The organism is Pedobacter cryoconitis (assembly GCF_014207135.1).
GTDB lineage: Bacteria > Bacteroidota > Bacteroidia > Sphingobacteriales > Sphingobacteriaceae > Pedobacter > Pedobacter cryoconitis_D.
Map to the genome: position 1 here is coordinate 73,552 of NZ_JACHCC010000010.1, position 26,865 is coordinate 100,416.

General features: G+C 39.7%; 25 protein-coding genes and 1 riboswitch. Of the genes, 21 read left to right on the top strand and 4 right to left on the bottom strand.

What is annotated here, in order from left to right; all coding sequences use genetic code 11:
* The first annotated feature begins 33 nt into the window (after window positions 1-33).
* The 8 genes from HDF25_RS18455 (at window position 34) to HDF25_RS18490 (ending at window position 9,630) form a co-directional block, all read left to right on the top strand.
* Window positions 34-1,512 (top strand): cobyric acid synthase, encoded by a 1,479-nt coding sequence (locus HDF25_RS18455; RefSeq protein ID WP_221450951.1) that lies wholly within the window; start codon window positions 34-36, stop codon window positions 1,510-1,512.
* Window positions 1,513-1,520: 8 nt separating this feature from the next.
* Entirely contained in the window at window positions 1,521-2,534 is a 1,014-nt protein-coding gene (locus HDF25_RS18460; protein WP_184627475.1) for a pyridoxal phosphate-dependent aminotransferase, read from the top strand.
* On the top strand, window positions 2,519-3,454 hold the full coding sequence (gene cbiB / locus HDF25_RS18465) for an adenosylcobinamide-phosphate synthase CbiB (protein WP_184627477.1): 936 nt from the start codon (window positions 2,519-2,521) through the stop codon (window positions 3,452-3,454). The genes HDF25_RS18460 and cbiB overlap by 16 nt, the downstream gene beginning before the upstream one ends.
* 9 nt (window positions 3,455-3,463) lie before the next feature.
* Window positions 3,464-4,003, top strand: coding sequence for an AAA family ATPase (locus HDF25_RS18470; protein WP_184627479.1), 540 nt, complete (start codon window positions 3,464-3,466; stop codon window positions 4,001-4,003).
* Between the two features lie 32 nt (window positions 4,004-4,035).
* Window positions 4,036-4,173: riboswitch (cobalamin riboswitch) on the top strand.
* 26 nt (window positions 4,174-4,199) lie between these two features.
* On the top strand, window positions 4,200-5,369 hold the full coding sequence (locus HDF25_RS18475) for an ABC transporter substrate-binding protein (protein WP_221450952.1): 1,170 nt from the start codon (window positions 4,200-4,202) through the stop codon (window positions 5,367-5,369).
* Between the two features lie 11 nt (window positions 5,370-5,380).
* Complete coding sequence (locus HDF25_RS18480) at window positions 5,381-6,409, top strand: iron ABC transporter permease (RefSeq protein WP_260409407.1); 1,029 nt, start codon at window positions 5,381-5,383, stop codon at window positions 6,407-6,409.
* Window positions 6,409-7,416: an ABC transporter ATP-binding protein gene (locus tag HDF25_RS18485; RefSeq protein ID WP_184627481.1), complete on the top strand. Its 1,008-nt coding sequence runs from the start codon at window positions 6,409-6,411 to the stop codon at window positions 7,414-7,416. Before HDF25_RS18480 ends, HDF25_RS18485 begins: the two co-directional genes overlap by 1 nt.
* 18 nt (window positions 7,417-7,434) lie before the next feature.
* Window positions 7,435-9,630, top strand: a complete 2,196-nt coding sequence (locus tag HDF25_RS18490; protein WP_184627483.1) for a TonB-dependent receptor — start codon at window positions 7,435-7,437, stop codon at window positions 9,628-9,630.
* Window positions 9,631-9,704: 74 nt separating this feature from the next.
* Here HDF25_RS18490 and HDF25_RS18495 read toward each other — a convergent pair whose 3' ends face one another.
* Window positions 9,705-12,845 carry a TIM-barrel domain-containing protein gene (locus HDF25_RS18495; RefSeq protein ID WP_184627485.1) on the bottom strand — a complete coding sequence of 1,047 codons (3,141 nt, stop codon included), beginning with the start codon at window positions 12,843-12,845 and terminating at the stop codon, window positions 9,705-9,707.
* A 220-nt stretch (window positions 12,846-13,065) separates the two neighbouring features.
* Between HDF25_RS18495 and HDF25_RS18500 the strand changes: the two genes are divergently transcribed.
* Genes HDF25_RS18500 through cobC form a run of 5 tightly spaced genes read left to right on the top strand, consistent with a single transcriptional unit; the run spans window position 13,066 to window position 16,489 of the window.
* Complete coding sequence (locus tag HDF25_RS18500) at window positions 13,066-13,659, top strand: cob(I)yrinic acid a,c-diamide adenosyltransferase (RefSeq protein WP_184627487.1); 594 nt, start codon at window positions 13,066-13,068, stop codon at window positions 13,657-13,659.
* Between the two features lie 3 nt (window positions 13,660-13,662).
* Window positions 13,663-14,166 (top strand): bifunctional adenosylcobinamide kinase/adenosylcobinamide-phosphate guanylyltransferase, encoded by a 504-nt coding sequence (locus HDF25_RS18505; RefSeq protein ID WP_184627489.1) that lies wholly within the window; start codon window positions 13,663-13,665, stop codon window positions 14,164-14,166.
* A 6-nt stretch (window positions 14,167-14,172) separates the two neighbouring features.
* A complete protein-coding gene (gene cobT, locus HDF25_RS18510) occupies window positions 14,173-15,177 on the top strand; it encodes a nicotinate-nucleotide--dimethylbenzimidazole phosphoribosyltransferase (protein WP_184627491.1) in 1,005 nt (334 codons plus the stop codon).
* Window positions 15,177-15,974, top strand: a complete 798-nt coding sequence (locus HDF25_RS18515; RefSeq protein ID WP_184627494.1) for an adenosylcobinamide-GDP ribazoletransferase — start codon at window positions 15,177-15,179, stop codon at window positions 15,972-15,974. Before cobT ends, HDF25_RS18515 begins: the two co-directional genes overlap by 1 nt.
* Entirely contained in the window at window positions 15,959-16,489 is a 531-nt protein-coding gene (cobC, locus tag HDF25_RS18520) for an alpha-ribazole phosphatase (protein ID WP_184627496.1), read from the top strand. Before HDF25_RS18515 ends, cobC begins: the two co-directional genes overlap by 16 nt.
* On the opposite strand, the gene HDF25_RS18525 is transcribed toward cobC, so the two are convergent.
* Window positions 16,464-17,285, bottom strand: a complete 822-nt coding sequence (locus HDF25_RS18525) for an MOSC domain-containing protein (protein ID WP_184627498.1) — start codon at window positions 17,283-17,285, stop codon at window positions 16,464-16,466. The two genes, cobC and HDF25_RS18525, sit on opposite strands and share 26 nt — an antisense overlap.
* A gap of 792 nt (window positions 17,286-18,077) precedes the next feature.
* Here HDF25_RS18525 and HDF25_RS18530 point away from each other — a divergent pair.
* Window positions 18,078-18,338, top strand: coding sequence for a hypothetical protein (locus HDF25_RS18530; RefSeq protein ID WP_184627500.1), 261 nt, complete (start codon window positions 18,078-18,080; stop codon window positions 18,336-18,338).
* A gap of 167 nt (window positions 18,339-18,505) precedes the next feature.
* A complete protein-coding gene (locus HDF25_RS18535; RefSeq protein ID WP_184627502.1) occupies window positions 18,506-19,321 on the top strand; it encodes a hypothetical protein in 816 nt (271 codons plus the stop codon).
* On the opposite strand, the gene HDF25_RS18540 is transcribed toward HDF25_RS18535, so the two are convergent.
* Window positions 19,308-20,528 (bottom strand): dicarboxylate/amino acid:cation symporter, encoded by a 1,221-nt coding sequence (locus tag HDF25_RS18540; protein ID WP_184627504.1) that lies wholly within the window; start codon window positions 20,526-20,528, stop codon window positions 19,308-19,310. The two genes, HDF25_RS18535 and HDF25_RS18540, sit on opposite strands and share 14 nt — an antisense overlap.
* A gap of 144 nt (window positions 20,529-20,672) precedes the next feature.
* Here HDF25_RS18540 and HDF25_RS18545 point away from each other — a divergent pair, with 144 nt between their 5' ends.
* Entirely contained in the window at window positions 20,673-22,094 is a 1,422-nt protein-coding gene (locus tag HDF25_RS18545) for a glycoside hydrolase family 125 protein (RefSeq protein WP_184627506.1), read from the top strand.
* A 132-nt stretch (window positions 22,095-22,226) separates the two neighbouring features.
* Complete coding sequence (locus HDF25_RS18550) at window positions 22,227-22,376, top strand: hypothetical protein (protein WP_184627508.1); 150 nt, start codon at window positions 22,227-22,229, stop codon at window positions 22,374-22,376.
* A 62-nt stretch (window positions 22,377-22,438) separates the two neighbouring features.
* Here the strand turns inward: HDF25_RS18550 and HDF25_RS18555 are convergent, their stop codons facing one another.
* Window positions 22,439-23,155 carry a DUF4397 domain-containing protein gene (locus tag HDF25_RS18555; RefSeq protein WP_184627510.1) on the bottom strand — a complete coding sequence of 239 codons (717 nt, stop codon included), beginning with the start codon at window positions 23,153-23,155 and terminating at the stop codon, window positions 22,439-22,441.
* A 358-nt stretch (window positions 23,156-23,513) separates the two neighbouring features.
* Between HDF25_RS18555 and HDF25_RS18560 the strand changes: the two genes are divergently transcribed.
* The 4 genes from HDF25_RS18560 to HDF25_RS18575 all read left to right on the top strand — a co-directional run bounded on the left by HDF25_RS18560 (window position 23,514) and on the right by HDF25_RS18575 (window position 26,757).
* On the top strand, window positions 23,514-24,062 hold the full coding sequence (locus HDF25_RS18560) for an RNA polymerase sigma factor (RefSeq protein WP_184627512.1): 549 nt from the start codon (window positions 23,514-23,516) through the stop codon (window positions 24,060-24,062).
* Entirely contained in the window at window positions 24,062-25,357 is a 1,296-nt protein-coding gene (locus HDF25_RS18565; protein ID WP_184627514.1) for a hypothetical protein, read from the top strand. The genes HDF25_RS18560 and HDF25_RS18565 overlap by 1 nt, the downstream gene beginning before the upstream one ends.
* 287 nt (window positions 25,358-25,644) lie before the next feature.
* A complete protein-coding gene (locus HDF25_RS18570; RefSeq protein WP_184627516.1) occupies window positions 25,645-25,983 on the top strand; it encodes a helix-turn-helix domain-containing protein in 339 nt (112 codons plus the stop codon).
* Window positions 25,984-26,145: 162 nt separating this feature from the next.
* On the top strand, window positions 26,146-26,757 hold the full coding sequence (locus tag HDF25_RS18575) for a TetR/AcrR family transcriptional regulator (RefSeq protein WP_184627518.1): 612 nt from the start codon (window positions 26,146-26,148) through the stop codon (window positions 26,755-26,757).
* Window positions 26,758-26,865: the final 108 nt, after the last annotated feature.

Genomic DNA, 26,865 nt, shown 5'->3' on the forward strand with positions numbered 1-26,865 from the left:
TAAGGTCTGGGAAATTGTGTAAGCTTGCAATTCATGAAAATTCAAAGCAAGCTCAGACCGGTCATGTTTGTTGGTACCTCATCGGACGTAGGTAAAAGTGTAATTACTGCCGGATTCTGCCGGATCTTTAAACAGGACGGTTATCATCCGGCACCTTTTAAAGCACAGAATATGTCGCTGAATAGTTACGCTACGCCGCAGGGGCTGGAAATAGGCCGGGCTCAGGCTGTACAGGCCGAAGCAGCGGGTATTCCATGTCATACCGATATGAATCCGGTTCTGCTTAAGCCAACCAATGATCAGACTGCACAGGTTATCCTGAACGGAAAATCTATTGGTAATCAAAGTGCAAAGGAGTACTTTTTATCTGGTGACCGTACTGCGCTTTTTGTAGAAGTCAGACAAGCCTACGAGCGTCTGGCTTCCCGTTATTCGCCCATTGTTATGGAAGGCGCGGGGAGTATATCAGAACTTAATCTTAAAAAGCGGGATATTACCAATATGCGGATGGCCATAGCCGCCGGAGCAGCAACTTATCTGATTACAGATATTGACAGAGGAGGGATTTTTGCAAGTCTTTATGGAACAATGGCCTTATTAGAACCTGAAGAAAAAGCTTGTATCAAAGGAATTATTATTAATAAGTTCAGAGGGGATGCAGCTCTTTTTCAGGATGGGAAAGAGATGATTGAAGAATTATGTGGTGTTCCGGTCATTGGGATTGTCCCTTATTTCAAAGATATTTTTATAGAAGAAGAAGATGCCGTGTCGCTCAGACAAAAACGTAACCAGGCAGTAGCTGGTCAGGTGAATATAGCAGTGGTTTTACTCAGCAGGATGTCTAATTTTACTGATTTTGACCGCCTGGATAAAGACAGCAGGGTAAACCTGTATTATACGCATACTGTCAAAGGTATTGCTGATGCAGATATTGTTATTCTACCCGGAAGTAAGAATACGATTGAAGATCTTCAGGAACTCCGTAATAATGGTCTTGCAGATGCAATTATTCTTGCGCATCAGCAGGGTAAAACGGTTATTGGAATTTGTGGTGGATACCAGATGATGGGCCGGATGATTAAAGATCCGGGGCAAGTCGAATCTGATGCCGGGGAGGTAGCCGGATTGAATATTTTACCTGTAGAAACTGTATTGCTGAGCGAAAAAATGACCAGACAATGCGTCTTTACTTATAGAGATTTCACCGAAGAATGTATAGGTTATGAGATTCATATGGGCGAAACTAAGGTTTGCGGTGAGAATAAAGCTGTAGCTTTTCTGGACGGACAGCATCCGGATGGTTGTTTTTTGTCGGAAAAGTGTTGGGGTTCTTACTTGCATGGGATTTTAGACAATCAGGTGGTTATTAATGATTTGGTTGCTCCATATACAGATATACAGGTAGAATCGGTTGATTATCTGCAATTCCGAAGTGAACAATATGATAAATTAGCTGCATTATTGAGAGAAAACCTGGATATTGAACAGGTTTATCAGCAGATCAAAGAATAAATAATAATATGCTTCAGGGACACGGAGATGACGGCTATCTATACAAACAAGAATTAGCTGCCGATTTTAGTACGAATGTATGGTATGGCGGAGCACCAGATGGGTTAAAAGAGCATCTTTTCCAGCAATGGGAAAAGGTGCAGCGTTATCCTGAAGTTCTTGCAGAAAGTCTCAGGGAAAAAATAGCTGGATTTTATGGTTTTTCTACCGAGAATATCCTGGTGACTAATGGGAGTACGGAGAGTATTTATCTGGTTGCCCAGGCTTTTCAGCAAAGCCGGTCAACGATAACTATCCCTGCCTTTGCAGAATATGAAGATGCTTGCCGCATATTTCAACATCAGCTCAGTTTCCTGTCATGGGCAGAACTGGAAAATGAAACTTTGCCTGATACTGATTTATTGTTTATCTGTAATCCCAACAATCCTACCGGGGCAGTGTTTACGGCTCTGGAGTTAGCGATAACAAACAATCCGGAAATATTATTTATTGTGGATGAAGCATTTATTGAGTTTACTTTTTCTGTTACTTCGGTGATTGATTTGGTTAGTAAATATGATAACCTGATTGTTTTAAGGTCTATGACCAAGGCTTATGCTATCCCTGGACTAAGACTTGGATATATTGCAGCTGGTACTTCACTGATTGAGCGGTTAAGTTCTTATAAAATGCCCTGGTCTGTGAATACACTGGCTATTGCTGCCGGTCACTACATTTTTGACCATTATGAGAAATTACAGTTTCCCGCTGCGCAGGTACTGGCAGACAAAACAGATTTTGTCAATGCACTGGCTGATAGCCCACTCACAGTTTATCCAAGTCATACCCATTTTTTCCTGGCGAGAACAAATCGGTATACGGCTGCCGCATTAAAGCAGTTTTTACTAAAAGAATTTAATATATTGATCCGTGATGCGGGAAATTTCAGAGGACTTACAGAAAGCCATCTTCGTATTGCTACTTTAAACAAGAGTAAAAATCAATTACTGATTAATGCTTTAGCTGAATGGAAACATATATAATCATTATTATTCCTTTACTGGCAGGTTATCTGCTGGATCTGATATTTGGCGATCCCGAAGGTCTGCCACATCCGGTCAGACTTTTCGGGAGTCTGATTTCCTTTGCAGAAAAACAGCTCAATAAAGGCAAATTCAGATTTATTAAGGGGATGCTGATGGTATTGGTTTTATGTTCCGCTACATTTTTTTGTTTTTATTTTCTAATTCATTTCATGCTCAGTCATAGTGTTCCTGTTTATTTTCTTTTTGCTACAGCATTTGTGTATTATGCGCTGGCTAACAAAGGGTTGATAGCCGAAGGTAAGCAAGTGTTTGACGCGCTGAAATATCAGGGGCTGGAAGCAGGGAGGAAACGACTGTCAAGAATTGTCGGACGGGATACTTCCAATCTTGATTCACAGCAGATTCGTGTTGCAGTACTGGAAACCATGTCGGAAAATCTAAGTGATGGAGTGATTGCTCCATTGTTTTTCTACTTTATAGCTGGTATCCCGGGGATGCTGACTTATAAAATGATTAATACCATGGATTCTATGGTAGGGTATCGCAATGACCGTTATGAATATTTTGGCAAGTTTGCCGCCCGTCTGGATGATGTTGCCAACTTTATCCCTGCTAGAATTACTACAATACTGATGTTATTAGTGACCTTTAGCCTGCGTGGCTGGCGGTTTGTTCTTCAATATGGTCATCAGCATAAAAGTCCTAACGCAGGTTATCCTGAAGCAGCCCTGGCAGGAATCCTGGATGTACAGTTTGGAGGACCTAATGTGTATCATGGAATACTGGTGGATAAACCTATCATAGGCTCGAATAACAGAGAAATCAAACACGAAGAATTTCAAACGGTAAGTAGTATTAATCAGAGTGTATGTTTACTGATGGTATTATCAATGGCGATTTATTTTTTTCAGTTATAGCAGCTGTTCATGATTAGCTTACCCGGTAAATATATTATCAGCGGAGGTCCGGGGTCTGGAAAGTCGACTCTGATTACCGAACTGGAACAAATGGGCTATTTTTGTTCGGAGGAAGTATCCAGGAAGATGATTATACAGGAAACAGCGAAAGGCTCTTCATGTCTGCCCTGGTTGGATATTTCTTGTTTTTCAACTAAGGTTCTGGCTGATATGATCACTGCCTGGGAGCAGGTACCAGCAGACCTGGTCTCTTTTTTTGACAGGGGTATTCCTGATATTATGGCTTACCTGAAGGTCGCCGGACTGGAAGTAACACCAGCTTATTATGCAGCTTTAGCTGGACATCCTTATCAACAGCTGGTTTTTATTCTCCCTCCCTGGGAAGAAATTTATGTACATGACAGTGAACGCTGGCAGAGTTTTGAAGAAGCGGCCGGTATTCATTCGGCTATCCGGGAAACTTATATCTCTTGCGGATTTGAAATTGTTGATGTACCTAAACTATCAGCATCTCAGCGTGCTGCTTATGTACTGGATTTTATCAAATAATAAACAACATTCATCATTTTCATTTTTTTCTGTTAGGTTTGCATCAATAAGGCAACATTTTGTATGAAATGTTTTAATAGGGAATCTGGTGTGAATCCAGAACAGTCTCCGCTACTGTAAACCTCAGTTTTGAGGAAGTCAGAAAACCTGCCATATAACTAGTTATTAAATGCTTTCGGAAGAAAGGCTAAACTTTATGATGAGAAAACTAAATTATCGTTCTTTCAGCGGAATACTTCCCTGTCTGATATTATCCCTGTTGCTGATTACCTCTTGTAAACAGCAACCATCTGGTCAAAAACACACCTCTGCAAAAACCGGCAGTGCAGAAATTAAATATGCTAAAGGATTTAATATAGATTATTACGATACCTATAAACTGGTGAGTATCTATTCTGGCTCAGGCGCTCATGCTGATACTGTTCAGTATGTGCTTCTGAAAAAAGGAGTTAAAGCTCCTGAAGGTTATAAAAAAGCGCAGCTGATACAGATTCCTGTTAAAAGTTTAGTAGCCATGTCTTCTATGCATATTGCATTGGCGGAATTTGCAGGTTCTGCTGATGCGATTACTGGCCTGGGCAGTATGTTATATGTAAACTCTCCGGCGGTAAGAAAAAATATAGCCGCTGGTAAAGTGAAGGAAATCGGGATAGATGGTACCATGAACAACGAAATATTGATTAGCATGAAACCTGATCTGGTGATGGTCATGGGGAACCCCGATGCTAAATTCAACAAATATGAAACACTGACCGGAGCAGGAGTACCGGTAATGCTGAATTCGGAATGGCTGGAAACCACACCTCTTGGCAGGGCAGAATGGGTGAAGCTGATGGCTGCATTAATGGATAAAGAGACACTGGTCAATGCGAAATTTGAGGCAGTAGAAAAAGAATATAACCGTTTGGCCGAAATTGGTAGAAAAGCAGTTAGTTTTCCAACTGTAATTGTTAATATGCCTTATAAAGGGACCTGGTATGTGCCCGATGGGGATAACTATATGGTGAAGTTTCTTAAGGATGCAGGTGCCAGCTACAAATGGGCTGATGCACATGGAAAGGGGAGTATGCCGTTCAATTTTGAAGCTGTTGCTCCAATCGCATTAAAAGCTGATTTCTGGATAAATACAGGAACTATGCAATCTAAAAATGAGATCAAAGCTACGGATACCCGTTTTGCTGATTTCAGAGCTTTCAAAACCGGTCAGATTTATAATAACAACAAAAAAGTCAACGATATAGGTTCAAATGATTACTGGGAGTCGGGTGCTGTTAATCCTCAACTCATCCTGGGTGACCTGATCAAGATTCTTCATCCTGAACTTAAGTTGAATCATGAGCTTGTGTATTACAAGCAATTGAATTAATTCTCAAACCATTGAATAAGATTAAAATTTTAGTCCTGTTGTCACTGCTGGTGGCAGCGTTTTTACTGGATGTGGCTATGGGCTCTGTCCATATTCCGCTGAAGGATGTTATCAAAGTTTTATTTACACCTGATGGCGGAAACGATACCTGGGTATATATTATTGAAAAAATCCGGCTGCCAAAGGCTTTGACTGCAATAATTGTTGGCTGCGGGTTGTCGGTCTGTGGTCTGCAAATGCAGACTTTATTCAGGAATCCCTTAGCTGATTCTTCAGTTTTAGGTATCACAGCCGGGGCAAGTCTGGGCGTCGCATTAGTCATGCTCTCGGCCGGTAGTATAACCAGTCTTTATACGATTAAAGAACTGGGGATTTCGGGCAGCTGGTTGATTATACTGGCTTCCTCTCTGGGAGCGGCTCTGATTATGATCCTGATCGTGGGAATTTCTTCTTCTTTAAAAGACAATGTGATTGTTTTGATTGTAGGTGTAATGCTTGGTAATATTACATTTTCAGTGATCAGTATCTGGCAATATTTCAGCTCTCCGGAACTGATTAAAGATTATCTGATCTGGACTTTTGGTTCTCTTGGCGGGGTTACAGGTGGGCAGTTACTAATTCTTGCCATTGTGGTGTCTGCTGGTCTTTTAATTTCTTTTTTATCTTCCAAATTGCTGGATGCTTTGCTTTTGGGTGATAATTATGCACGTAGCATGGGGCTGACGGTAAAACGTGCAAGGATCCTGGTTATAGCCAGTACGAGTATTTTAGCAGGAGGAATCACTGCCTTCTGCGGACCGATAGGGTTTATCGGTATCGCTGTTCCACATCTGGCCAGGGCATTGTTCGGTACTTCAAATCATCGTATGCTGATACCTGTCTGCTGTCTGATTGGCACAGTATTGATGCTGGTCTGTGATATTGTAGCACAATTGCCAGGTAGTCAGACTGTACTTCCTATTAATGTGATTACCGCATTGGTGGGTTCTCCTGTCGTGATCTGGGTTATTGCAGGACCAAAAAAATTAAGGGGGTTCTGATGGCTGGTCAAAAAATATTATTACAGACCTCGGGTTTAACAGTTGGTTATCGTTCGGGTAGAAACCAATCAAAAGCTGTTGCCGGCCCGCTCGATTTAACTTTATATGCTGGTCAAATGATTTGTTTATTAGGCCCGAATGGTTGTGGCAAATCTACTTTGCTCAGAACTATTTCGGGGTTACAAGAACCAATTGAGGGAAGAATTGAACTGGAAGAGAAGAATCTCAGACAGATGAAACCTTCTCAGATCGCTCAGAAAATAAGCCTGGTGCTGACCGATAATGTGAGATCTGCTAATCTGGACGTCTACTCGCTGATTGCATTGGGGCGTTATCCTTATTCAGGCTGGTTAGGTATATTAACTGACCATGATAAACTAGTTATTGATCAGGCCATTAAAGCGACTGGTACAGGTGCTTTTTTAGGTAGGAAAATAGATAGCCTGAGTGATGGAGAATGTCAGAAAGTAATGCTGGCCAGGGCAATGGCTCAGGATACACCTCTGATCATACTGGACGAACCTACTGCTCACCTTGATCTGCCAAGTCGTATTCAACTGATGCGTTTATTACATCAGCTGGCTAAAGAAACGGATAAAGCTATTTTACTCTCTACACATGAACTGGACCTTGCTTTACAGGTAGCTGACCGGATCTGGCTGATGAGTAGTGGCGGACGTCTGGATGCGGGGCTGCCGGAAGAACTGGTCTTGAATGGGGCTTTTCAGCATGCTTTTAATAAAGATGAAATAGAATTTGATGCTGCGACGGGTACATTTAATATCCATTATGCGGGTAAACAGACGATTAGTGTGACGGGAGATAGTACTGCTGCTTTCTGGACAAGAAAAGCACTGATCAGAAATGGTTTCAGTATTTCAGCTGCTGCTGAAAAAAAACTGACGGTTTCTGGTGAGGACAATCATCCGGTCTGGGAGGTTGATGATAACGGGAAACGGGCTGTCTATACCACACTGCGTGAATTTCTTGATACAATTAAAATTTAAAAACTAGATATACTAAACATGAATAAAAAACTACCCTTATTGTCTTTTAAAAACTTGCTTTTTGGCACTGTTTTACTCAGTAGCCCAGCCTGGGCTCAGGAGAAAAAGGCAGATACTTTAAGGACTAATTCTCTTGACGAAGTTGTGGTGACTTCATTGAGAACAGAAACTAAAAGAAGTAATGTACCGCAAAGTATGACGGTAATTACGAAGGCCGCTATGGCATTGACTCCTTCACTGGAAGTAACAGACCTGCTGAAGAAAAATTCTTCGGTAAGTATTATCCAGTATCCGGGCCTGTCTTCTGGTATTGGTATCCGTGGTTTCAGACCTCAGACCAGTGGTTTAAATCAGCGTTCATTATTACTTGTTGACGGCCGTCCGGCTGGTACGGTAAGTATTGCTACAATTAATCCTGCTGATATTGAACGGATTGAAATACTGAAAGGTCCGGCTTCTGCTTTATACGGCTCATCGGCTATGGGTGGTGTAATTAATATTATTACTAAAAAATCGACTGGTGATATTCATGGAAATGTTTATGCGCAATATGGTTCTTACCAGACTACTCAGTTGGGAGCTGCTGCCGGAGGTAATATCACTAAACAACTGGATTTTGATTTAACGTTCCAGAATTTCGACAGGGCGGAGAATATGAAGCTGGGGAAAGGAAATGTATTCAGGAAATGGTTAAATGCAGGTACAGCAGTTGAAAACTATGCTGACGGGACTAGTGCTGTTGTGGATGATAAACGTTCGGATGGCTTAAGACGCGATTATACGAAACTGACTTACAATTCTGGAAGTCTGAGATTAGGTTACCAGATTGATCCTAACTGGAGACTGGATGTGAGAGGGGAGCGTTTTGCAGCTAAAAATGTAGAAGCACCAAGTGATATCTTCTTCGGGAACAGTCAGCCCAGTACTAAAGATATTGAACGTCATAATGAAGAAGCAACACTTACTGGTAATATAGATCAGCATCATTTGTCTTTAAAGGGTTATACTTCAAACGAAAATAACCTGAACTATACGCTGTTGACAGAGGCAGATGGTTTACTTGCACCTTATGGTTCTTATAAAAGTTCAACCAGCTGGAAAGGTATCCAGGCAAAAGATGCTTATACTTTAGGTAAACATACACTGATTTTTGGTTTAGATTATAGTAATGCATTGACTAAGTCACAAAGTTTCAATCCAGATGGTTCTGGTTCAGCACCGTATTCACCAAACTATAGCCTGTCATCGGCTGCTGCCTATATTCAGGGACAACTTAATTTCCTGGATAATAAACTAGTGATTAATCCGGGGGTACGTCTGGATCTGATTACTTATAATGTATTACAAACACCACTGTTAACTACTTATACGCCAGGTAAAAAAACGAATCCTTTCTTTAGTCCTAGTTTAGCAGCGCAATATGCTTTAAGTAAGTTATTTACGCTACATGCTAGTACGGGAAGAGCTTTTGTGACGCCAGATGCTTATAATGTTGCTGGTTATTCTCAGCGGGTAAGTAATGGTAAAGCAAGTGTGATCCAGGGAAATCCTAACCTGAAGAACGAAAATAGTATTTCGTGGGATGCTGGTTTGAGATTCAGCAAATCTGATTTGGGACTGACAGCAGATTTCACTTATTACAATACTTATGTAAAAGACCGGATCACTACGCAAACTACTGTACCAAATCCTCCTCAAAATACACCTGACGGAGTTCCAATTGGAACCAGCATGACTTATATTAATGCAAATAAGGCTAATATCAATGGTTTTGAAGCCGAGTTTGCCTGGGATTTCGGAACACTGGCAGCAAAAGATTATTCACTGAAACTTTTTGCTAATGCTACAAAATCATCTAAAGCTAAAGAAGTAACTATTGCAGCTAATGGCACGCAAACAAGTAAGGACATTTATAATGTTCCGAATTTTACTTCCAGTTATGGTTTTGAGTTCAATAACTTAAAAGGTCTCGATCTGCGTTTAAGTGGCAGGTATGTCGGAAAACGGAAGGATACAGATTTCAATGACCCTAAATATCCTGAAATCGTTTATCCTGAATTTATGGTTGCTGATTTCGGCGCCAGTTATACTTACATGAAGAGACATACTGTTACCTTCCTGGTAAACAATATTACGGATGAAAATTATTATGAAAAAAGAGGGTTTAACCTTGCAGGAAGAAACTTCGCTTTAAGATATAATATCAGTTTCTAAAACTGTTAATCTCTAAGGAAAAACCGCTTAGGCCTGCTGGGGCTTAAGCGGTTTTTTAGTAAATCTTACAATTTCTATTTCAAACTGATCAGCTGTGATACGGTTGTACTTAACCGTTCTGTTTTGATATGTACAATTCCAGCTTTATCATTCGGATCAAAATAGTATCCGGCTGCTGCCTTATCGAAACTTTCTTTGTTGACATAAGCTTTAAGTTGTTTACTATTAACGTAAACCTTTTTAGGTACTCTTGTCTGGTGAATATCTACTAAATATACCCTTGTAGTATTACGACCTTTAAAATCTCCTCTGGCAGCATTTATCTGAAGATTAATATCTTTTGTCGCATCTACTTCAATCAGCGTTTTGGCAAATGCTCCGTTACGATGTTCACGGGTTAATCCATCATCTTCGTATAAATCAAAAGATGATTTCTGGAAAGGGTAAATATCCAGGGTCAGGCTGTCTGTTTTCTTTTCTCCATCGTAATTCATCTGGGGATACATAGGTATAATTGCTCCTTCTTTTACAAACAGGGGAAGTTTCTCCAAACCAGCTTCGTAGTTATTCAGCCAGGTATTTCCAGAATAAATTTTACCACTCCAGTAATCTGTCCAGTTGCCTTTTGGCAGGTATATACTGTCTCTTTTGGCTTCGCTTTTATATACAGGTGCTACTAGCAGAGAAGTTCCGTTCATGAACTGATACTGTGTTTTTTTATCCCATGTAACCTGGTCATCAGGATATTCCAGTACCATTGCTCTTGAAGCTGGTATACCGGTTTCATGAGCTTCTTCACATAAAGTATACATGTAAGGAGTCATTCTCATCTTAAGCTGCAGATATTTTCTGTTGATAGCAGTATAGGGCTCGCCGAAGTTGTATGGCTGCTTGTCTTTTTTAGACCAGCCACTCATGACCATCAGTACAGGGGTAAAACACTTCCATTGAAGATCTCTTACATAAGTCGAGTCACTGCCGCCAAAGATACCATCAACATCTCCCGTAGCTGCATTCTGAGCCGACAGACCTGAGCCTATAACAGTTGGTATATGAAAACGTATATACTCCCAGTTTCCTTTCTGGTCTCCTGACCAGACTGTAGAATATCTCTGAGTTCCAGCCCATCCCATTACACTCCAGATAAAACCACGGGCATCACTGTTATTCTCGATGCCTTCATAGGCAGCTTTACAGCCATCTAAGGCATATTTATAACCAGGGCCAACCCAGGCCACATCGAGTTTGGCTAAACGGGAACCGTACTGTCCTACTTCCTTAGCGATTTTATCTACTCCGTTTTCAGTCCATAGACCAGTATAGAACCCTCGTTTATGTAATTCTGTGATTGTGGAATCCAGTTTGGTATAACCGCAACCATAACCATCATTTGGCAGGATCCAGCCACGCGGAAAATTATTGGCTACATATTTATCAGCAACCAGTTTAATAACATCAGGAGTAGTTCCTGTAGTACCGGTTCCTTTATAGTTTTTACTTTCGTTTCCTTTAGATCCACGATTATAACAGTTGGCATCGCCTAAACTCAATGCCCAGCGCGGCATTAAAAACGGACGTCCGGTAATCTGAGTATATCCGTTTAAAATCTGTTTTAATGAAGGACCATAAAAATAGAAACAATCGAAACGGTTTTCATTATGAGTGAATTGCAGATTCTCTTTAAATGAGTATTTACCTACATCAAAAGTATTTCTGAAAGCTCCATAACCTGCGGTAGACAGATAGAAAGGAGCGGGGTTAGCTCTTCCTCCATCATCCCATCCGTTACCTTTTTCAATGAGTATATCTTTGTCCCGGTGTGAGAAATAACCATTCTGCATCCCACAACCATAAAAGTATTCATCTGCCTGGCGTTTCATACTTTGTTTGGTATGTGCACCGAAAGACATAGGCTCAGACTCTTCCCAGATTACTTTGCTGTCTGTAACATCGTACATCGCAAAGCGTAAAGGGCTTTTGTAAACTCTTACAACACAGTCCGCAGTTTTAAGCTGGTAATAATTTCCCTTGTCAGCAGAGGCTATGGTTGGGTTTTTAACCGCATAACTAACGACGATATCATTGGCTGCAGGATTGGTGAATTCTCCATCAGGAGCCATCCAGATTCTGAAAATATCATTGCTGTAAAATATCACTTTAAAGGCAGAAAGTCCTGCTGAGATATTGAATTCGTTACCATTTGCTTTAAAACCAGTCAGGTTCCCTATACTGGTTTCCTTTGCATTAATTTTAACCAGGAGATTGTTGTTGGATGTTTTTTCGTCGGCTTCATATTTCAGGCGAAAATTCAGTGCGTGCATTGGCCGGTCTGTCAGATCGGTAGCCGGAAGTTTCACAGTAACCTCTTCACCTGGTGCTATGCCTTTTTTAGTGGCAGGTACCACAATCGAAATTTCTTTTTTGCCATCCAGGGTACAAAAGACACTGAAGGCCGATTTAATGGTCTCAGTCCCACTGTTTTTAACGGTTACCGCTAGTACATCGGATTTAGTAAAAGTGTTCTCTTCTTCGTTATGTGAGGTCAGGCGACCTATTGCCAGGTCTTTGCTATAAGCTTCATCAAGTTCTATGTCGTCAATCATCCAATACCAGCTGTAATAGCCTTTCCAATAAAATCGTAGATATACTTTTGGCTGGTTTGCGGCTGTTTTAGTGATATTAAGTTCCTGATTAATAGGGGTAAACATGTCTTTAGCTGCAGGGGCATTGTTCATGACATTATAATCCGTCCATTTTACTCCATCGGTACTGACACCGACAAATAAACCAGCTCCCGGGCCGGCAGACTCATTGTTGTACCTGAAGGTTTGCTGAAAACGAAGGATGACGGATGATTTACCGGAACAATCTATACTTTTAGTCTGCATCCAGGTGTCTGGATGCCAGTTCTTTTTAATCCAGCGGGGCTGATCTTCATCTACAAAATAACCTGCCTGGAACTGCAGGTGATATCCACGGCTTTTAGAAGCAATCGGGGGAGCTTGCTGCTGGTATTGGTAGGAACCCGGGTAAGGTTGATTAGTGACCAGCCACTCGATGTTTTGTGTGCTGTTGTCAACGTTTTTCCATCCTTCAGGTAATTTTCCAGATTTGAAGTTCTCTGACCAGAATATTTTTGGATCAGCTACGGGTTTCTGGCCAAAAGACTTTCCAATGAAAAGGGAAGTTATGGCGCATAAAATTAGTCGTTTCATTTGTGATTTTAGGTTCAGGATTGTATGCTATGAACCAAACTTAAACAATTGAACAGCTTTATGACCGCGCAAACGTTTGCTCAATTTAATTCTGTGTTTTTTTGATGTATTCAGCGTGTATTCAGGTATCATCAGATAAAATTGTTTGTAAATTTAAAGAGACCCTTAGTTTTTATTTGTTAAAATTGTGCTGCTTATAATTGGCTTAACTAAAATCTGAATGAAGATATATACTAAAAAAGGAGACAAGGGAACTACAGGGCTTTTTGGCGGGAAACGTGTTGATAAGGATGATGTGCGTGTAGAATGTGTGGGTACACTGGACGAAGTAAATTCAACAATAGGTATGCTCCGGGTAAAACTGGGGGAGAAACATGAATGGCAAAGTAATCTTCACAAAATTCAGAAAGATCTGATGGATATGATGTCTCATCTTGCACGTCCTTCGGATACAACTAAAATAAATACTAACCCTATGCCGGTTGATGGTCCTGTTTTTTGTGAGACATGGATTGATGAACTGGAAAATGCAATGACACATCCTTCTGATTATTTCATTCTGCCGGGTGGAAATGAGATTTCTGCACTTTGCCATATGGTCAGAACACAAATGCGAAGAGGGGAGAGAAGACTGGTGAGCTTAATCAAAACTGATGAAGTGGGTGAAACGATTCCAGCGTATATTAACCGTTTGTCTGATTTGTTTTTTACGCTTTCGCGCGCAGAGATGGATAAAGCAGGGGTAGCTGAGGAAAAATGGCAGTTGTTTCTTTATAAACGGTTTAAGGAAAGTAATCCACCAGTAAAACCTTAATTTATGTTGATTTTCGTAACAGGCGGGGTGCGAAGCGGCAAGAGCTCCTATGCACAAAAGCGGGCAAAGGAATTATGTGCTGATCCGGTTTATGTGGCTACGGCCAAAATATGGGATGAGGATTTTCATGAACGTGTCAAACGTCATCAGGAAGACAGGGGATCGGAATGGACTAATTTTGAAGCATACCGTGACCTGCATCTTTTACCACTGAAGGATCGTGTGGTGGTCATAGATTGTGTAACCTTATGGCTGACCAATTTTTTTCTGGATCATGACAATGATATTGATTTAGCACTGGCTGATTTTAAAAAAGAAATTAACCAGTTGATAGAAATTCCAGGTACTTTTATCGTCATTTCTAATGAACTGGGGATGGGACTGCATGCCGATACTCCTGTGGGACGTCAGTTTGCAGATCTGCAGGGCTGGGCAAATCAGTATGTCGCAGCAAAAGCCAATGAAGCAGTTTTTATGGTGTCAGGACTGCCCCTGAGTTTAAAATAAATAATTATGATTGCTGAAGAGCTCAAGAAATTAATAGATAATAAGACCAAACCTATAGGGGCTTTAGGGATGCTGGAAGCATTAGCTTCGCAAATTGGCAGTATATTGGGTACGACAACACCGCAATTGTTAAACCCGCACCTGGTTGTTTTTGCAGCGGATCATGGGATAGCGATGGAAGGTGTAAGCGCTTTTCCACAGGAGGTAACGAGGCAAATGGTGCTTAATTTTTTAAACGGTGGTGCCGCAATTAATGTTTTTTGCAGGCAACATGATATTCATCTTCAGGTTGTCGATGCAGGGGTGAATTATGATTTTGAGAGGAATTTGCCTTTGGGGGATGGAAAAATTGCTAAAGGAACAGCTTCTTTTTTGCAGGGGCCGGCTATGACTTCTGAACAGGCTGAGCAGTGTTTACTGAATGGAAAAGCTGTGGTTGATGTTATCGCTGCAAAAGGGTGTAACGTAATTGGTTTTGGAGAGATGGGTATTGGTAATACTTCAAGCGCAGCAGTTCTGATGAGCAAATTGTGCGGTCTGCCAATTGCTGATTGTATCGGAAGAGGAACAGGACTAAATGATGAGCAATTATTAAGAAAGCAAGCTATCCTGGAACAGGCAGTCGCTAATTATACAGGTACAGCTAATGTTTTTGAACTGATGGCCTATTTTGGTGGTTTCGAATTATTGGAAATGACTGGTGCAATGTTAGCTGCTGCTGAAAAGAATATGGTTGTATTAGTTGACGGTTTTATTGCAACTGCTGCCTTTCTTTGTGCCAGCCGGATTGATCCTGAAATTAAACATAAAGCTGTCTTTTGTCATGAATCAAATGAAAAGGGGCATCGTTTATTATTGGCTCAACTGGATGCAAAGCCGTTATTGGGTCTTGGCCTTCGTTTGGGAGAAGGAACTGGTTGTGCGTTAGCTTATCCTTTATTAAAAAGTGCTGTTAATTTTTTGAATGAAATGGCGAGTTTTGAAAGTGCTTCGATAACCAATAAATCCTGATGAATAAACAGCTGAGACTTTTTTTTACAGCATTATCGTTTTATTCGCGGCTACCAGCCCCAGCTTTTGTACATCAGGACAATGCGCATTATCTGCCAGATTCCATCCGGTATCTGCCAGTCATTGGCTGGATAACGGGATTAGTCACTGCCTGTGTTTTTATAGCTGCAAGATGGTTGTTTGGTGATCCTGTAGCAGTACTGCTCTCTATGGTAGCTTCTGTGCTGTTAACGGGAGCATTTCATGAGGATGGTTTTGCGGATGTCTGTGATGGATTTGGCGGTGGATGGGCAAAAGAAAAGATTCTGGATATTATGAAGGACAGCCGCCTGGGCACTTACGGAGTGGTAGGACTTATTTTATTGCTCGGTATTAAATTCGCTGCTTTGTTACAGTTGTTTACCGAGACATTTATTGATGCTGGTACACTTAAAGTGATTGGGTTATTTATAGTGGCTCATTCATTGAGCAGGTTTGCTGCTATAACGGTGGTTTTTAATCATAGTTATGCCCGGATTGAAGAGAGTAAAGCGAGTGGGGCGGTAGCTAAAGGAAAATCTTTAAATTTAATCCTGGCAGGTGTTTTTATGCTAATCCCATTGGTGATTATGGCTATTTACTTAGCGCAACCTTTGCTGTTTCTGACGATTGTACCGGTAGTACTTTTTAGTCTGTATCTTGGTGAATATTTTAAGAAATGGATAGGTGGATATACCGGTGATTGTCTGGGGGCAGTTCAGCAAATGACTGAGGTTATTATCTATTTGGCTTATATTCTGATATGGAAATTTATCTGATCCGACATACGACTCCAGTGATTGAAAAGGGATTGATTTATGGGAGGACGGATGTTCCACTGGCAACTGATTTTGTGGCGGAAAGCCAGGGAATTCTGAAACAGCTTCCTGATGGATTAGATGGAGTCTATTCCAGTCCTTCATCAAGATGTACCAGGCTTGCAGCTGCAATTAAGCCTGTTTATAAGGAAGACCCAGGACTATATGAACTGAACTTTGGCAACTGGGAAGGGAAAACCTGGGATACGATTGACCGGACTGAATGTGATCGCTGGATGGAAGATTTTGTTAATCTTTCGCCACCAGAGGGGGAGACCACGCTGGAAATGCAGCAGCGTGTTTTTTTATTCTGGAACAGGCTTTTACAGGAGCCTTATCAAAAGGTGGCTGTTGTTACGCATGGTGGGGTTATCCGCATCATTCTGGCACATTATAAAGGGATAAGTTTAAAAGATTCATTTACGCTTAAGATAGGCATGGCTGAAGTTTTTAACTTGTCGGTTTCCACTCGCTGACCCTGATCTGGTCACCAACCCGTATTATACCTGAACCTTTATGAATCAGGTTTTGCCCGAACATGATTTTTTTATTTATAGTACGGTATCCAGCCAGTGTTTTTAAGGGTTCTGGCCCTTTTGTTGCCGTTTGCTGATCTACAGTAATCAATACACATCTGGAACAGGGTTTTACAGCACTGAATTGTGTCTCACCAATAAAAAACTTATTAAAAGTATCTTCTATATGGGGATCTCCTCCTGTGAAAACAAAATTAGGACGGAACCGGTCCATAGGGACTGCTTGTTGTAGTTTTTCATTTAGACCATCAAGGGAAGCCTGACTGATGATCAGGCAGGGGTATCCGTCAGCAAAGCTCACCACTTCGTTATCCTGTGCGTAGCGGGGGTCTACTAATCTTCTGTCTGTCTCGGGCATTTGTACCAGTCTTGCATTTGTCTGCAGTAGCTCCGAAAACCAGAGGCTTATTTTTTGATTTACTTCAACACCTGTACAATCAGTACCCCATACACTAACATCAATTTCTTTTCCTGTGTTTTCGTCAAAACTGAACGATATCGTCAGGTTGGTTTTTTTTCTGTGAGTAATCGTGAGTCTGGAGTCGCCAAGATCTACCTGAAGAAGTGCAAGCTCGGGGTATTTTCTTTGACTGATAAATGTTCCTTCTTCATCGATTAACATCCATCTTCTGTCGTATTGCAGTCCTTTTTCTTCTATCAGGGATTCTTTCAGACTGATACCTGCCAGGGATTTAACAGGGTAAATATAAAGTTCGGACAAGTGAAGATTATGCATGGCTAAAGGTAAAAAATAAATTAATAAGCAGGCGTGGCAAAGCCTTTTTTTGAAATATTCTGGCTACCAGAATCAGCAGAAGATATTGAAAAAACAGTTGACATTTTTATGAGACCTATGACCCTGTAATATAGGGAGGATTGAGTGTAAATTTGAGTACCATCCAGATCAGTTTTTAAATAGTTATTGTATTGTTTTTTAGTGGATTGATTATACTCTGGTCTTAAATTATTAGTTCCGGAATTACCTTAGGATCTGGATGGTTTTTATGAAAATGTGGGAGAAGCCGAAAACCCAGGACAGAGTAGGTTTAACTAAAGTTTTTTAATGCTTTTTGATTTATAAAAGTATAATTATTATGGCAAGATGCTGGTATGCTTTTGGTGGAACTGGTGATCCGACTTTAGCTGGAAATTATAGATTGCTGCACCAAACGCCTGGTTGTTTGGATGGTACTCAAATATGCGCTATCTATGCAATGGGTTGTGGAACTGTTCCAGTATCACCTTTGAGTACTAATATAGTAAAATACATTCATGATGGTCTATCCAATCTAGTGGCTGAGCCCCAGCTCCCCATTTTTTCTAAGCTTTTTGTTTATTTGAGAAATCCATAATAAGATTAAGTTCTGCAGGAGTTGTTATTAATAATTCCTGCAGAACTTAACACTGGAGTTACCTGAAAATTTGGATGGTTTTTGTAAAGATGTGGGAGAAGCCGAAAACCCAGAATAGAGTAGGATTGAATTAAAGTTTTTTGATATTTTTTGATCTATAAAGATATCCTGATATTATGGCAAAATGCTGGTATGCCAACGTAGGTGGAGCGTTTGATGATATAACAGTGGCTAAGAGTTATCACGTAATTACTGGTAAACCTGGTTGTGTTAGTGGTGCTTCTGTATGTGCTATTTATGCTGGTGATTGTGGTCCTTCTCCAGTATCACCCTTAAGTTCTAATATACTAACTTATATTGCGGACGCACTGGGTGAATTAGTCGCTCAGCCACAATTACCTGTCGGATCTAAATATTTTGTTTATATGAAGGACTGAAACTGACTTTATATAAGCAAAAGCATCAGAGATGTAAAGAGTGATTTTTTAACAGGAATCTTCGATTTTGATACTATATGTACAATTAGCACTCTATTTATCTATATTTTGCTAAATTTGGATTGCGCCTGATGGATACACCGGACAGGTTTGCAAATTAATATTACATGGGATTATTCGATATTTTCAAAAAGACTGAAACAACAAAGGAAGACGGTACTGAGAAAGTTTCTGAAACAGAGTCTGTTGCTGGATCGGGAAAACAAAAATTACCTCAGGAGTTTCTTGGAGATTTAGAAAAAACAGAGATGCTGGCTGTATTGCTGGCTGTACCAATGGAGCAAAGAGATGTAGATTGGGTGGATCGTTTTTTAACTGACCTGCCTATGGCGAGTCTGCGCTGCGGAACGCCACAGGTTATTGCCGGACCGGATGGATTTCCTTATTTTCAACTATTTGTTCCCAAACCGGGTGAAGAATATCAGTCTTTTGTAATTGAGAGAATGATGGGTGATTTTATTCTGGAAAGAGGATATGGTATTGTGATCAATCCGGGAGAAGGACAGCCTGACTGGGTGCTGTCTTATGGTGATATTTTAAACTATCATTTGAATGGTGGGTTTTTTACAGCCGAAGATAGTCAGTTCAGTATCAGTAGTACTACAGAAGAAGAGATTGTTGAGGAAGGGGAAGAGATTATGGTAGGCCAGCCTGCTGAAACCGTATTGCCTTCGGAAACCAGAAAATTACTTAAAGACTTTTTTGAACTGAATGGTATTGAAGGACCTAAAGTTTTATTGATGGCTCGTAAAATCGGAGAAGAGCTAAAGCAGGATCTGGCTTTTAATATTACTCCTGAACGTTTTGAAAGTGAAGTTCACTACAGAAATATGATGCAGACTGTAACCTGGTACCTGCCGAGACATTATTCGGTAATAGGATTACATGACGATAATATTGAAAATGGTTTTATGCCCTTGTAGCCAGCCAGTTTTTACCTTCCGTAAAACGGGTAACTAACATCGCTGCTACAGTATCGCCGGTAGAATTTAATAAGGTGGCCATCGGATCAACTAATGTTCCGATGATCATCGCCGGCGGTAATGCCTCTGGAGGGAAACCATAAGCAGAAATAAACAGTAGTTCACCTACGTAACCTCCATTGGGTATTCCTCCTTCAACTATACTGACCAGTATGGTCATTCCCAAAGCAATCATTATAGTCTCTATATTGTCAAAGCTTTTGCCAAACAAAGCGAATACAACTGCCATTTTTATAATTGAAGAAATACTGGATCCATCTTTATGTAATGTGGCACCCAACGGGATGGTTACATTGGCTATATAATCGGGTATGCCGATTTTTTTTGCGGCATCTAAATTGGCAGGTATATTCGCAATACTGCTGCAGGTACCAATTGCGGTTGCTGAAGGAATAATATTATTGTTCCAGTATTTTTTGATCCCCTTTACTCCACCTGCTATGAATGCATAGAGTGTGAATATAACCACAAAATAAAATGCACCTGTTCCGTAGTATAATCCTAATGACCTGGCATAAGTACCGAAAAGCTGAGGACCAAAAACACCAACCTGATAAGCAAAATAAGCACCTAATCCAAGAGGTGCCATCTTCATGATCACAGTAAATACATTTTTGAAAACCTCATTACCCGAATTCAGAAAACTGGAAAAAGCCAACCCATCTTTACCCGAACGTAGTGTAGCGAATCCGGTTAATACGGAGAATATGATCATGGCCAGCATACTTTTTCTGGATAGTAATTCGAAAAATTCACTGGTAGTGAGTAATTGTGTAAGCTGATCTCCCAATGGTTTCTTAACTATGTTTTCTGTTAAGGGGGTATTAGTCATGTGTTCATGAACAGGAAATATTCTCACAGCCAGGATAGTTAAGGAGGCGGAAATTAATACTGTTGACAAAAATACCAGCACCATGACAGCCATCATTTTATTGAGCTTATTTGTTTCTTTAAGATTCCCAATTGCAGAAGCAACAGAGAAAAAAACAAGAGGAATAACTGCTGTGAACAATAAATTAAGAAAAATTTCACCGATTGGTTTAAGTATCTTGACCCGTTCACCAAAAATGAATCCGGCTAGACTTCCAGCGACGATACCAGCTATGAGCCAGATAATTCCCTTGTAATTTTTGTAAAAACTGTTCATATAGCTAATATAGTTTTTAATAGAGATAAAATATGGAATGACTGAAATTGGTATGCTTTTAGTAAGGTGAAAATGACACTGGACAGGATAACCAGCTAGGTAAACTCTAAAAATTTATATAATATTGAAGGATTATTTTAATTGATGAAAAGAAGATCTTTTGTGCAGAAGGCAGGCCTTTTAACAGCTGCGATGGTTTCAGGGAAAATGTTGTCATTTGCTGCTGAGCCTGAATTCCCGTTAGTAAGAAAACCAATTGAATTACGTCGTTTTACAAGTAGGGCAGTAGAAGGTGCGATTACTGAATTTACTGAAAAAGTCAAAAATAAAGAACTGGCCTGGTTATTCAATAATTGTTTTCCAAACGCCTTGGATAATCTGGTTACCTACAGTGAAACGACGGATGGAAGGCCAGATACTTATCTGAGTGCTGGTGATATAGATGCGATGTGGTTAAGGGATAGCAGTGTCCATATGTGGTCCTTTCTGCCTTTTTTAAGAAGAGACAAAGGACTGAGAAACCTGGTGGGTGGAGTGATCAGCAGGCAAGTGAAATATATTATCAAAGATCCTTACGCCAGTTCTTTCTATAATGACCCGGCTAAAATTGGGGCAATGAAAGACGATCTGACTATGATGTTACCTGGCGTTCATGAACGTAAATGGGAAATTGATTCACTCTGTTACCCTATCCGTTTGGCTTACAGGTACTGGCAGCAAACTAAAGACACCAGTTTTTTTGATGCGAAATGGCAGGATGCGATGAAGGCAATTTTAAAAACTTTTAAAGAACAGCAGCGAAAAGAAAATACTGGTCCCTATCATTTTCAGCGGACTACCTTATGGGCAACAGACAGTTTACCAATGGAAGGTTTTGGCTATCCGGTAAAACCTGTAGGTTTGATCTGCTCTGCCTTCAGACCGAGTGAAGATGCAACTGTTTTCTCTTTTTTGATTCCTTCAAATTTCTTCGCTGTAGTGAGCCTGCGTCAGGCTGCTGAGCTTTTCAGAATAATTAAGGCAGATGAACAGGTAGCAAAGGACATGGAAGCTATGGCATTGGAAATACGCCTGGCCTTGCAGAAATACGCAATTGTTGAACATGAAGTTTATGGAAAGGTATATGCCTATGAAGTTAACGGAATGGGAAGCTATAATCTGATGGATGATGCAAATGTTCCCAGCTTATTGGCTTTGCCTTATCTGGGCGCTTTATCTATGACGGATCCTGTTTATCTGAATACAAGAAAAATGCTACTTTCTGAAGGTAATCCTTTTTATTATAAAGGGAAACTTGCTGAAGGTATAGGAAGTCCGCGGATTACCAAACACATGATCTGGCCAATGAGTATCATCGCAAGAGGACTCACTAGCACGGACGATGAAGAAATCAGGAATTGTTTGAAAATGCTGCAGACTTGTCATGGAGATACAGGGCTTTTACATGAATCTTTTGATCCGGATAATCCTAAACAATTTACAGGTTCTGCTTATTCAAGGGCAAATAGCTTGTTTGCAGAGTTTTTATGGAAAACATATCAGGAACGTCCATACCTGTTAGCCTGATCAAATTGTCATTGAAATGAAATTATGAAGAATGCTTAACATTAACTTAACATTAGGTTGGCATCTTTGTATATGTTCTTACCGATACTTGCAGGCACCTTTTATTTATTTACAGCAATAGCTGCTTTTAAAATGGAAACCCCATTAAAGGGATTGTTATTTATTCTTGCTGTTGCAGGGATAAGTGCTATACTTTATTTGTTTGTTTTGTTTCCTGGCATTTCAGGAGTAGCAGTAGCGTTAATGCTGGGTGCATTTATTTTACGTCAGGGTAGCAGATAAAAAAACCACCTGGCTTTTGGGCACAGATGGTTTAATCTTTAATTGTATGTCTTAGACTGAAATTACCATTTGTGCTGGCTTGCAGACAGGCTTACTTGTTTTGCTGTAACTGTTGTATTCACTAATCCTTTGGCATAGATTGTATAGAAATTTCCGGCAGTGATGTCAATATTACTTAAAGTAGCCACAACTGATTTGGTTGCTGTGTTAACCAGGGTAGCTGTATACTTTGTTGGTTTCACATTCTTAAAGGCAGAGAATGCCTGGTAAGCTCTGTTTGTGAAAACTGTAGTATCAGCATCCAGTGTCAGGTCATATGCTGGTGAATCAGAAGAAAGGTTGACAAAACGTATTTTACTTTGTCCCGTTGCGGGTGCAGTAAAATCATCTTTTAAGACTAAGAAAGAGGTAGAATCGCCTTTAGTTACTACATAAAGAGACTGATATTGTCCTTTAATCAGGTTGAAGTTTGCACTATAAAAGCTTTTTGCTGTATTAGGCTTTGTCAGCGCTCCGTTAGTTGTGCCGGGAAATACGCGCACATACTCTAATGTTTTTCCAAAAGTTAATGGTGCAGTATTATTAACTCTTCTGTTGTTCAGAAAGAAATCAACTGAATCTTTTAGGGGCGAAGCATTGGTGATTGACAGGGCAGAAACTTCTTCCGGCTGATATACGTCGTTTTTACAAGAAGTAAAGGCAAGTGCGGTGCCAAATATTGCAATAAGCACTGCAGATTTCTTAATGCTTTTCGAAAATAAAGTAGGATTAGATTTCATGTTAAATTTGTTTTTAATAAAAGTTATTAATTGTTTTTGAAGGTAAAACGGGACTGAAGAGCATAACGCTACAGTCGTTTTTAATAAATCGATTAAAAATGGTTGTATAGGGACGGTGGACTGTTTTGATCAGGATTGTCCAAAATAAAGAGGGATTTGTAAAGAATCATAAATGCATCTGTTAAAATTTCTAAATTTAAATTGATTTGCTGTAGCGTTAATTGGATTAGCTGCGTTTATGCTGGTAATCCGGTTCTGTTAAAAATAGAGATGGTTGCAGCCTGCGTTTTCGCAGGGTATAAAATAGGTATATTGACATATAAGATAGGTTTAACAAAGCGTGGATAATAAAAATACAATGTTCCAGGAGATCATTGCGGGATTGAGTACCCGTGATGATCGTATACAAGAACGTATTTATGTCCACTACTGGGGTTATCTGATGGGGATATCTACCCGGTACTTTAAAGATCGGAATGCTGCAAAGGAAGTGGTAAATGATAGTTTTATGAAGGCATTTAAGACAATGTATGACTTTCGGCACGATCATAATCTTATAGATTTTCAGAAAACCTTTAAGGCCTGGCTGGCAAAAATTACCGTACGTACCGCTTTGGATAAAATCAGAGCGAATAAGTCGGCACTGACCTATATTGAAGAGTATGAAGATGGTGGAACAGGATATGTTGAGGTGGAAGAGAAATTGTTTGCTGAAGATATACTGAGACTTTTGCATGAGCTCCCGGATTTGCACCGTACTGTTTTTAATCTTTATGAGATTGAAGGTTTTAGTCATGATGAGATTGCTTCGATGTTAACGATACCAGTTAGCTCAAGCCGTACTTATCTGACCAGGGCTAAGCAAAAATTGAGAGAACTGTATAAAAAAAGTATTGAAATTAACTGATGGAAGATCCTAAAAAAGAGTTGATAAAGGGAATTGCAGATCTTTTCGAAGATTATGAGGAGACCTATGTGCCGGGAGAATGGGAGTCATTTTCAAAGGTTAGAAAAAAGAAATATCCTTTTTTTGCTCAATGGATAAAAATTGCTGCGGTATTCCTTTTGTTATTATCTGTATTGCCTTTTATGTTCAGTAAGTTTTTTCATCAGGAAAAAGCCAAAACAGTTACTGTAATGAAGAAGGGTACAGAGAATCATGTAACGCAAAAGAAACCGGTAGAAGATGAAAAACCTGTTGATGTAATAGCTGCAAATAAGGACTATCATATTAAAGAGGGGCAGGCTAGTAAAAATCAATATGATCGTGGATCAGAGGCGGTGGATGCTTTTGCTGGAATTGACAGGATGACGGCGGTGGTTCAGCCGGAAATTATTCGTAAAGACCAGAATTCTGCTGTAAGACAATTCAGTAAAGAGAGATTGTTTAATGATGATGTAGCTGAAGTGGCAAGAGGGCAAGTCGTAGCAGCAGAAAGTAAGATTCAGACAGTACCATCACGTTTAAGAAAAGATACGGTTATTCCTGGTAAACGTAATCAGTTGAGTACGGCTGAATTCCTGCTGGCAGAATCGAAGACTCCGGTCAACAGTACCATAAAAAAGAATGAGCATTTATCGAAATGGGATTTTGGTGTACAGGTAATGCCGGCAGCTACCAGTTCAAATTTGAATCTTGGTGCGGGACTGACTACGGCTTATCGTTTATCTGATAAGTTTTCATTAAGCTCCGGTATTTCTTTCCTGCAAATGGAAGCTGGTGGAACAATACCTTCAAGAGGTGGTGATGTAGCGGCTGTAAGTACATTATCCGAGAAGAAATTAACTGCTGTGGATGCAAATATTAAAGCGATAGATATTCCAATTGCTCTTGTCTTTAAACTAAATAAACATTTTTATACTAGTGCAGGTGTATCTTATTTTAACGTAATCAGTGAGAAAAGAAGTAATACTTTCGAGCAGACTGCTCAGGTTGATAAGCAGGGGGTTGATCCGCAAACTGGTTATGCATCTACTTACAAAACATTGTTTGTTGAAAAGGTTGATGAGCCAACGTCAGAGAAAAATCTAAAAGGTAATAGTTACCTGGGTTTCTTTAATTTCTCTGTCGGACGTCAGCAAACTCTTTTTAATAAATATAATATTCGTATCGAGCCATTCATTAAAATACCGGTTGGAAAACTTTCTTCTCAGGATTTACAATTGATGAATAGCGGGATAAAATTTCAACTGTCGTTTTAATCTGAGCCTGATATTTATATTATTTGGCCTGATATTTGCCAATAGGGGGATTTGACAGTGTTTTTAGAAATATGCTGGCAGTTTTTTAATCTAAATTTAATCTGTAAGCTAGTGTTTTCAAGTAGAATACGAAAAATATCCTCCTTTTTTCTGACAGATATATTTATTTGTCATTATCTGTAAATAGCTATAATGTTTTAGCTTAAATTATCGTTTAGTAATGTAAAATTTGCGTTAAATAATTTCTAATTTTATTACTAACAAACTAACCAATTAAATATTTTACAATGAAAACACTGGGACAGAAATTCAAAATTCTCCGTCAAAAAAGAGGTTTAAATCAAAAGACAATGGCTGAATTGTTAGAGGTATCTATTCCGGCTTATTCTAAGCTGGAAACGGGGATTACCGATCCAAACTTCAGCAGGATTCATCAGATTGCTCAGGTTCACGGTTTAGATATCAGGCAATTACTTAATACAGGTGAGGATGATAAAAGTGAGCTTGGGGAAGAAAACGAGCGTCTGAAACAAAAAGTGGTTGAACTGGAAGCAAGTGTAATCCGTTTACAAAGCAAATTGATCGATCTTTATGATAAGGAAGATCAGCGGAACAGGACAACTTAGTCAAAATAATGCGCTGTAATTATTAATTTTCCCCTATTTATTATTCTAACATCATTATCATTTCAATGTCGGATTTGGTAGGGGAAGGTTGTGAAATGAAATATTTATAATACTTTTGGACCGTAATTGAATTTCGGTCTAATTATTTATTATTAGTTTTGAATGGAAAAGGATGAGATTGTAATTGGGGAGATATTATCTGGTGCAAAGAAGCTGTTTGGTAAACATGGTTTGAAAAAAACAACTATGGAAGAGATTGCTACTGCTGCCGGTAAAGGAAAGAGTACGCTCTATTATTATTTTCCAAGTAAGATTGAAATCTTTGAAGCGGTTGTTGAAGATGAAATGAAGAATGTAGTGAAGCGGATCCGTGAAGCTGTAAACATATCATTGACGGCAAAAGAAAAGCTGAAAGCGTATTTGCAGGCCCAGATTACTTCCATTATAGGGTTTCATAGTTTTAGAGAAGTACTGTTTGATGATATAGTTGACAGTATGAGAATGTTGATTTGCATTAAATCAAGATACGAGCAAATTCAGATAGATATGATTACTGAGATTCTCCTGGGAGGCGTTCAATCAGGTGAATTTAAAGAAATGACACTGGAGCGAATGAATAAGATATCTTTTGTCATGGTAACGGTTTTCCGTGGCCTTCATTTTCCCTTGTCTATTGAGCTTTCTGAGCAGCGGACACATGAGTATTTTGACGAAATGATAGATATGCTGATTACGGGGATTGGTAAGGATGTCACAAAGAAACGAATTGAGTAGTGATTGATTTTTCTGATATTTTTTATTTAAAAAGGAAATGTAAGAAAAATTTTAACAATAAAAATAGATACCAAATGTTGAATTATTTATTTGACAATAATATTATAG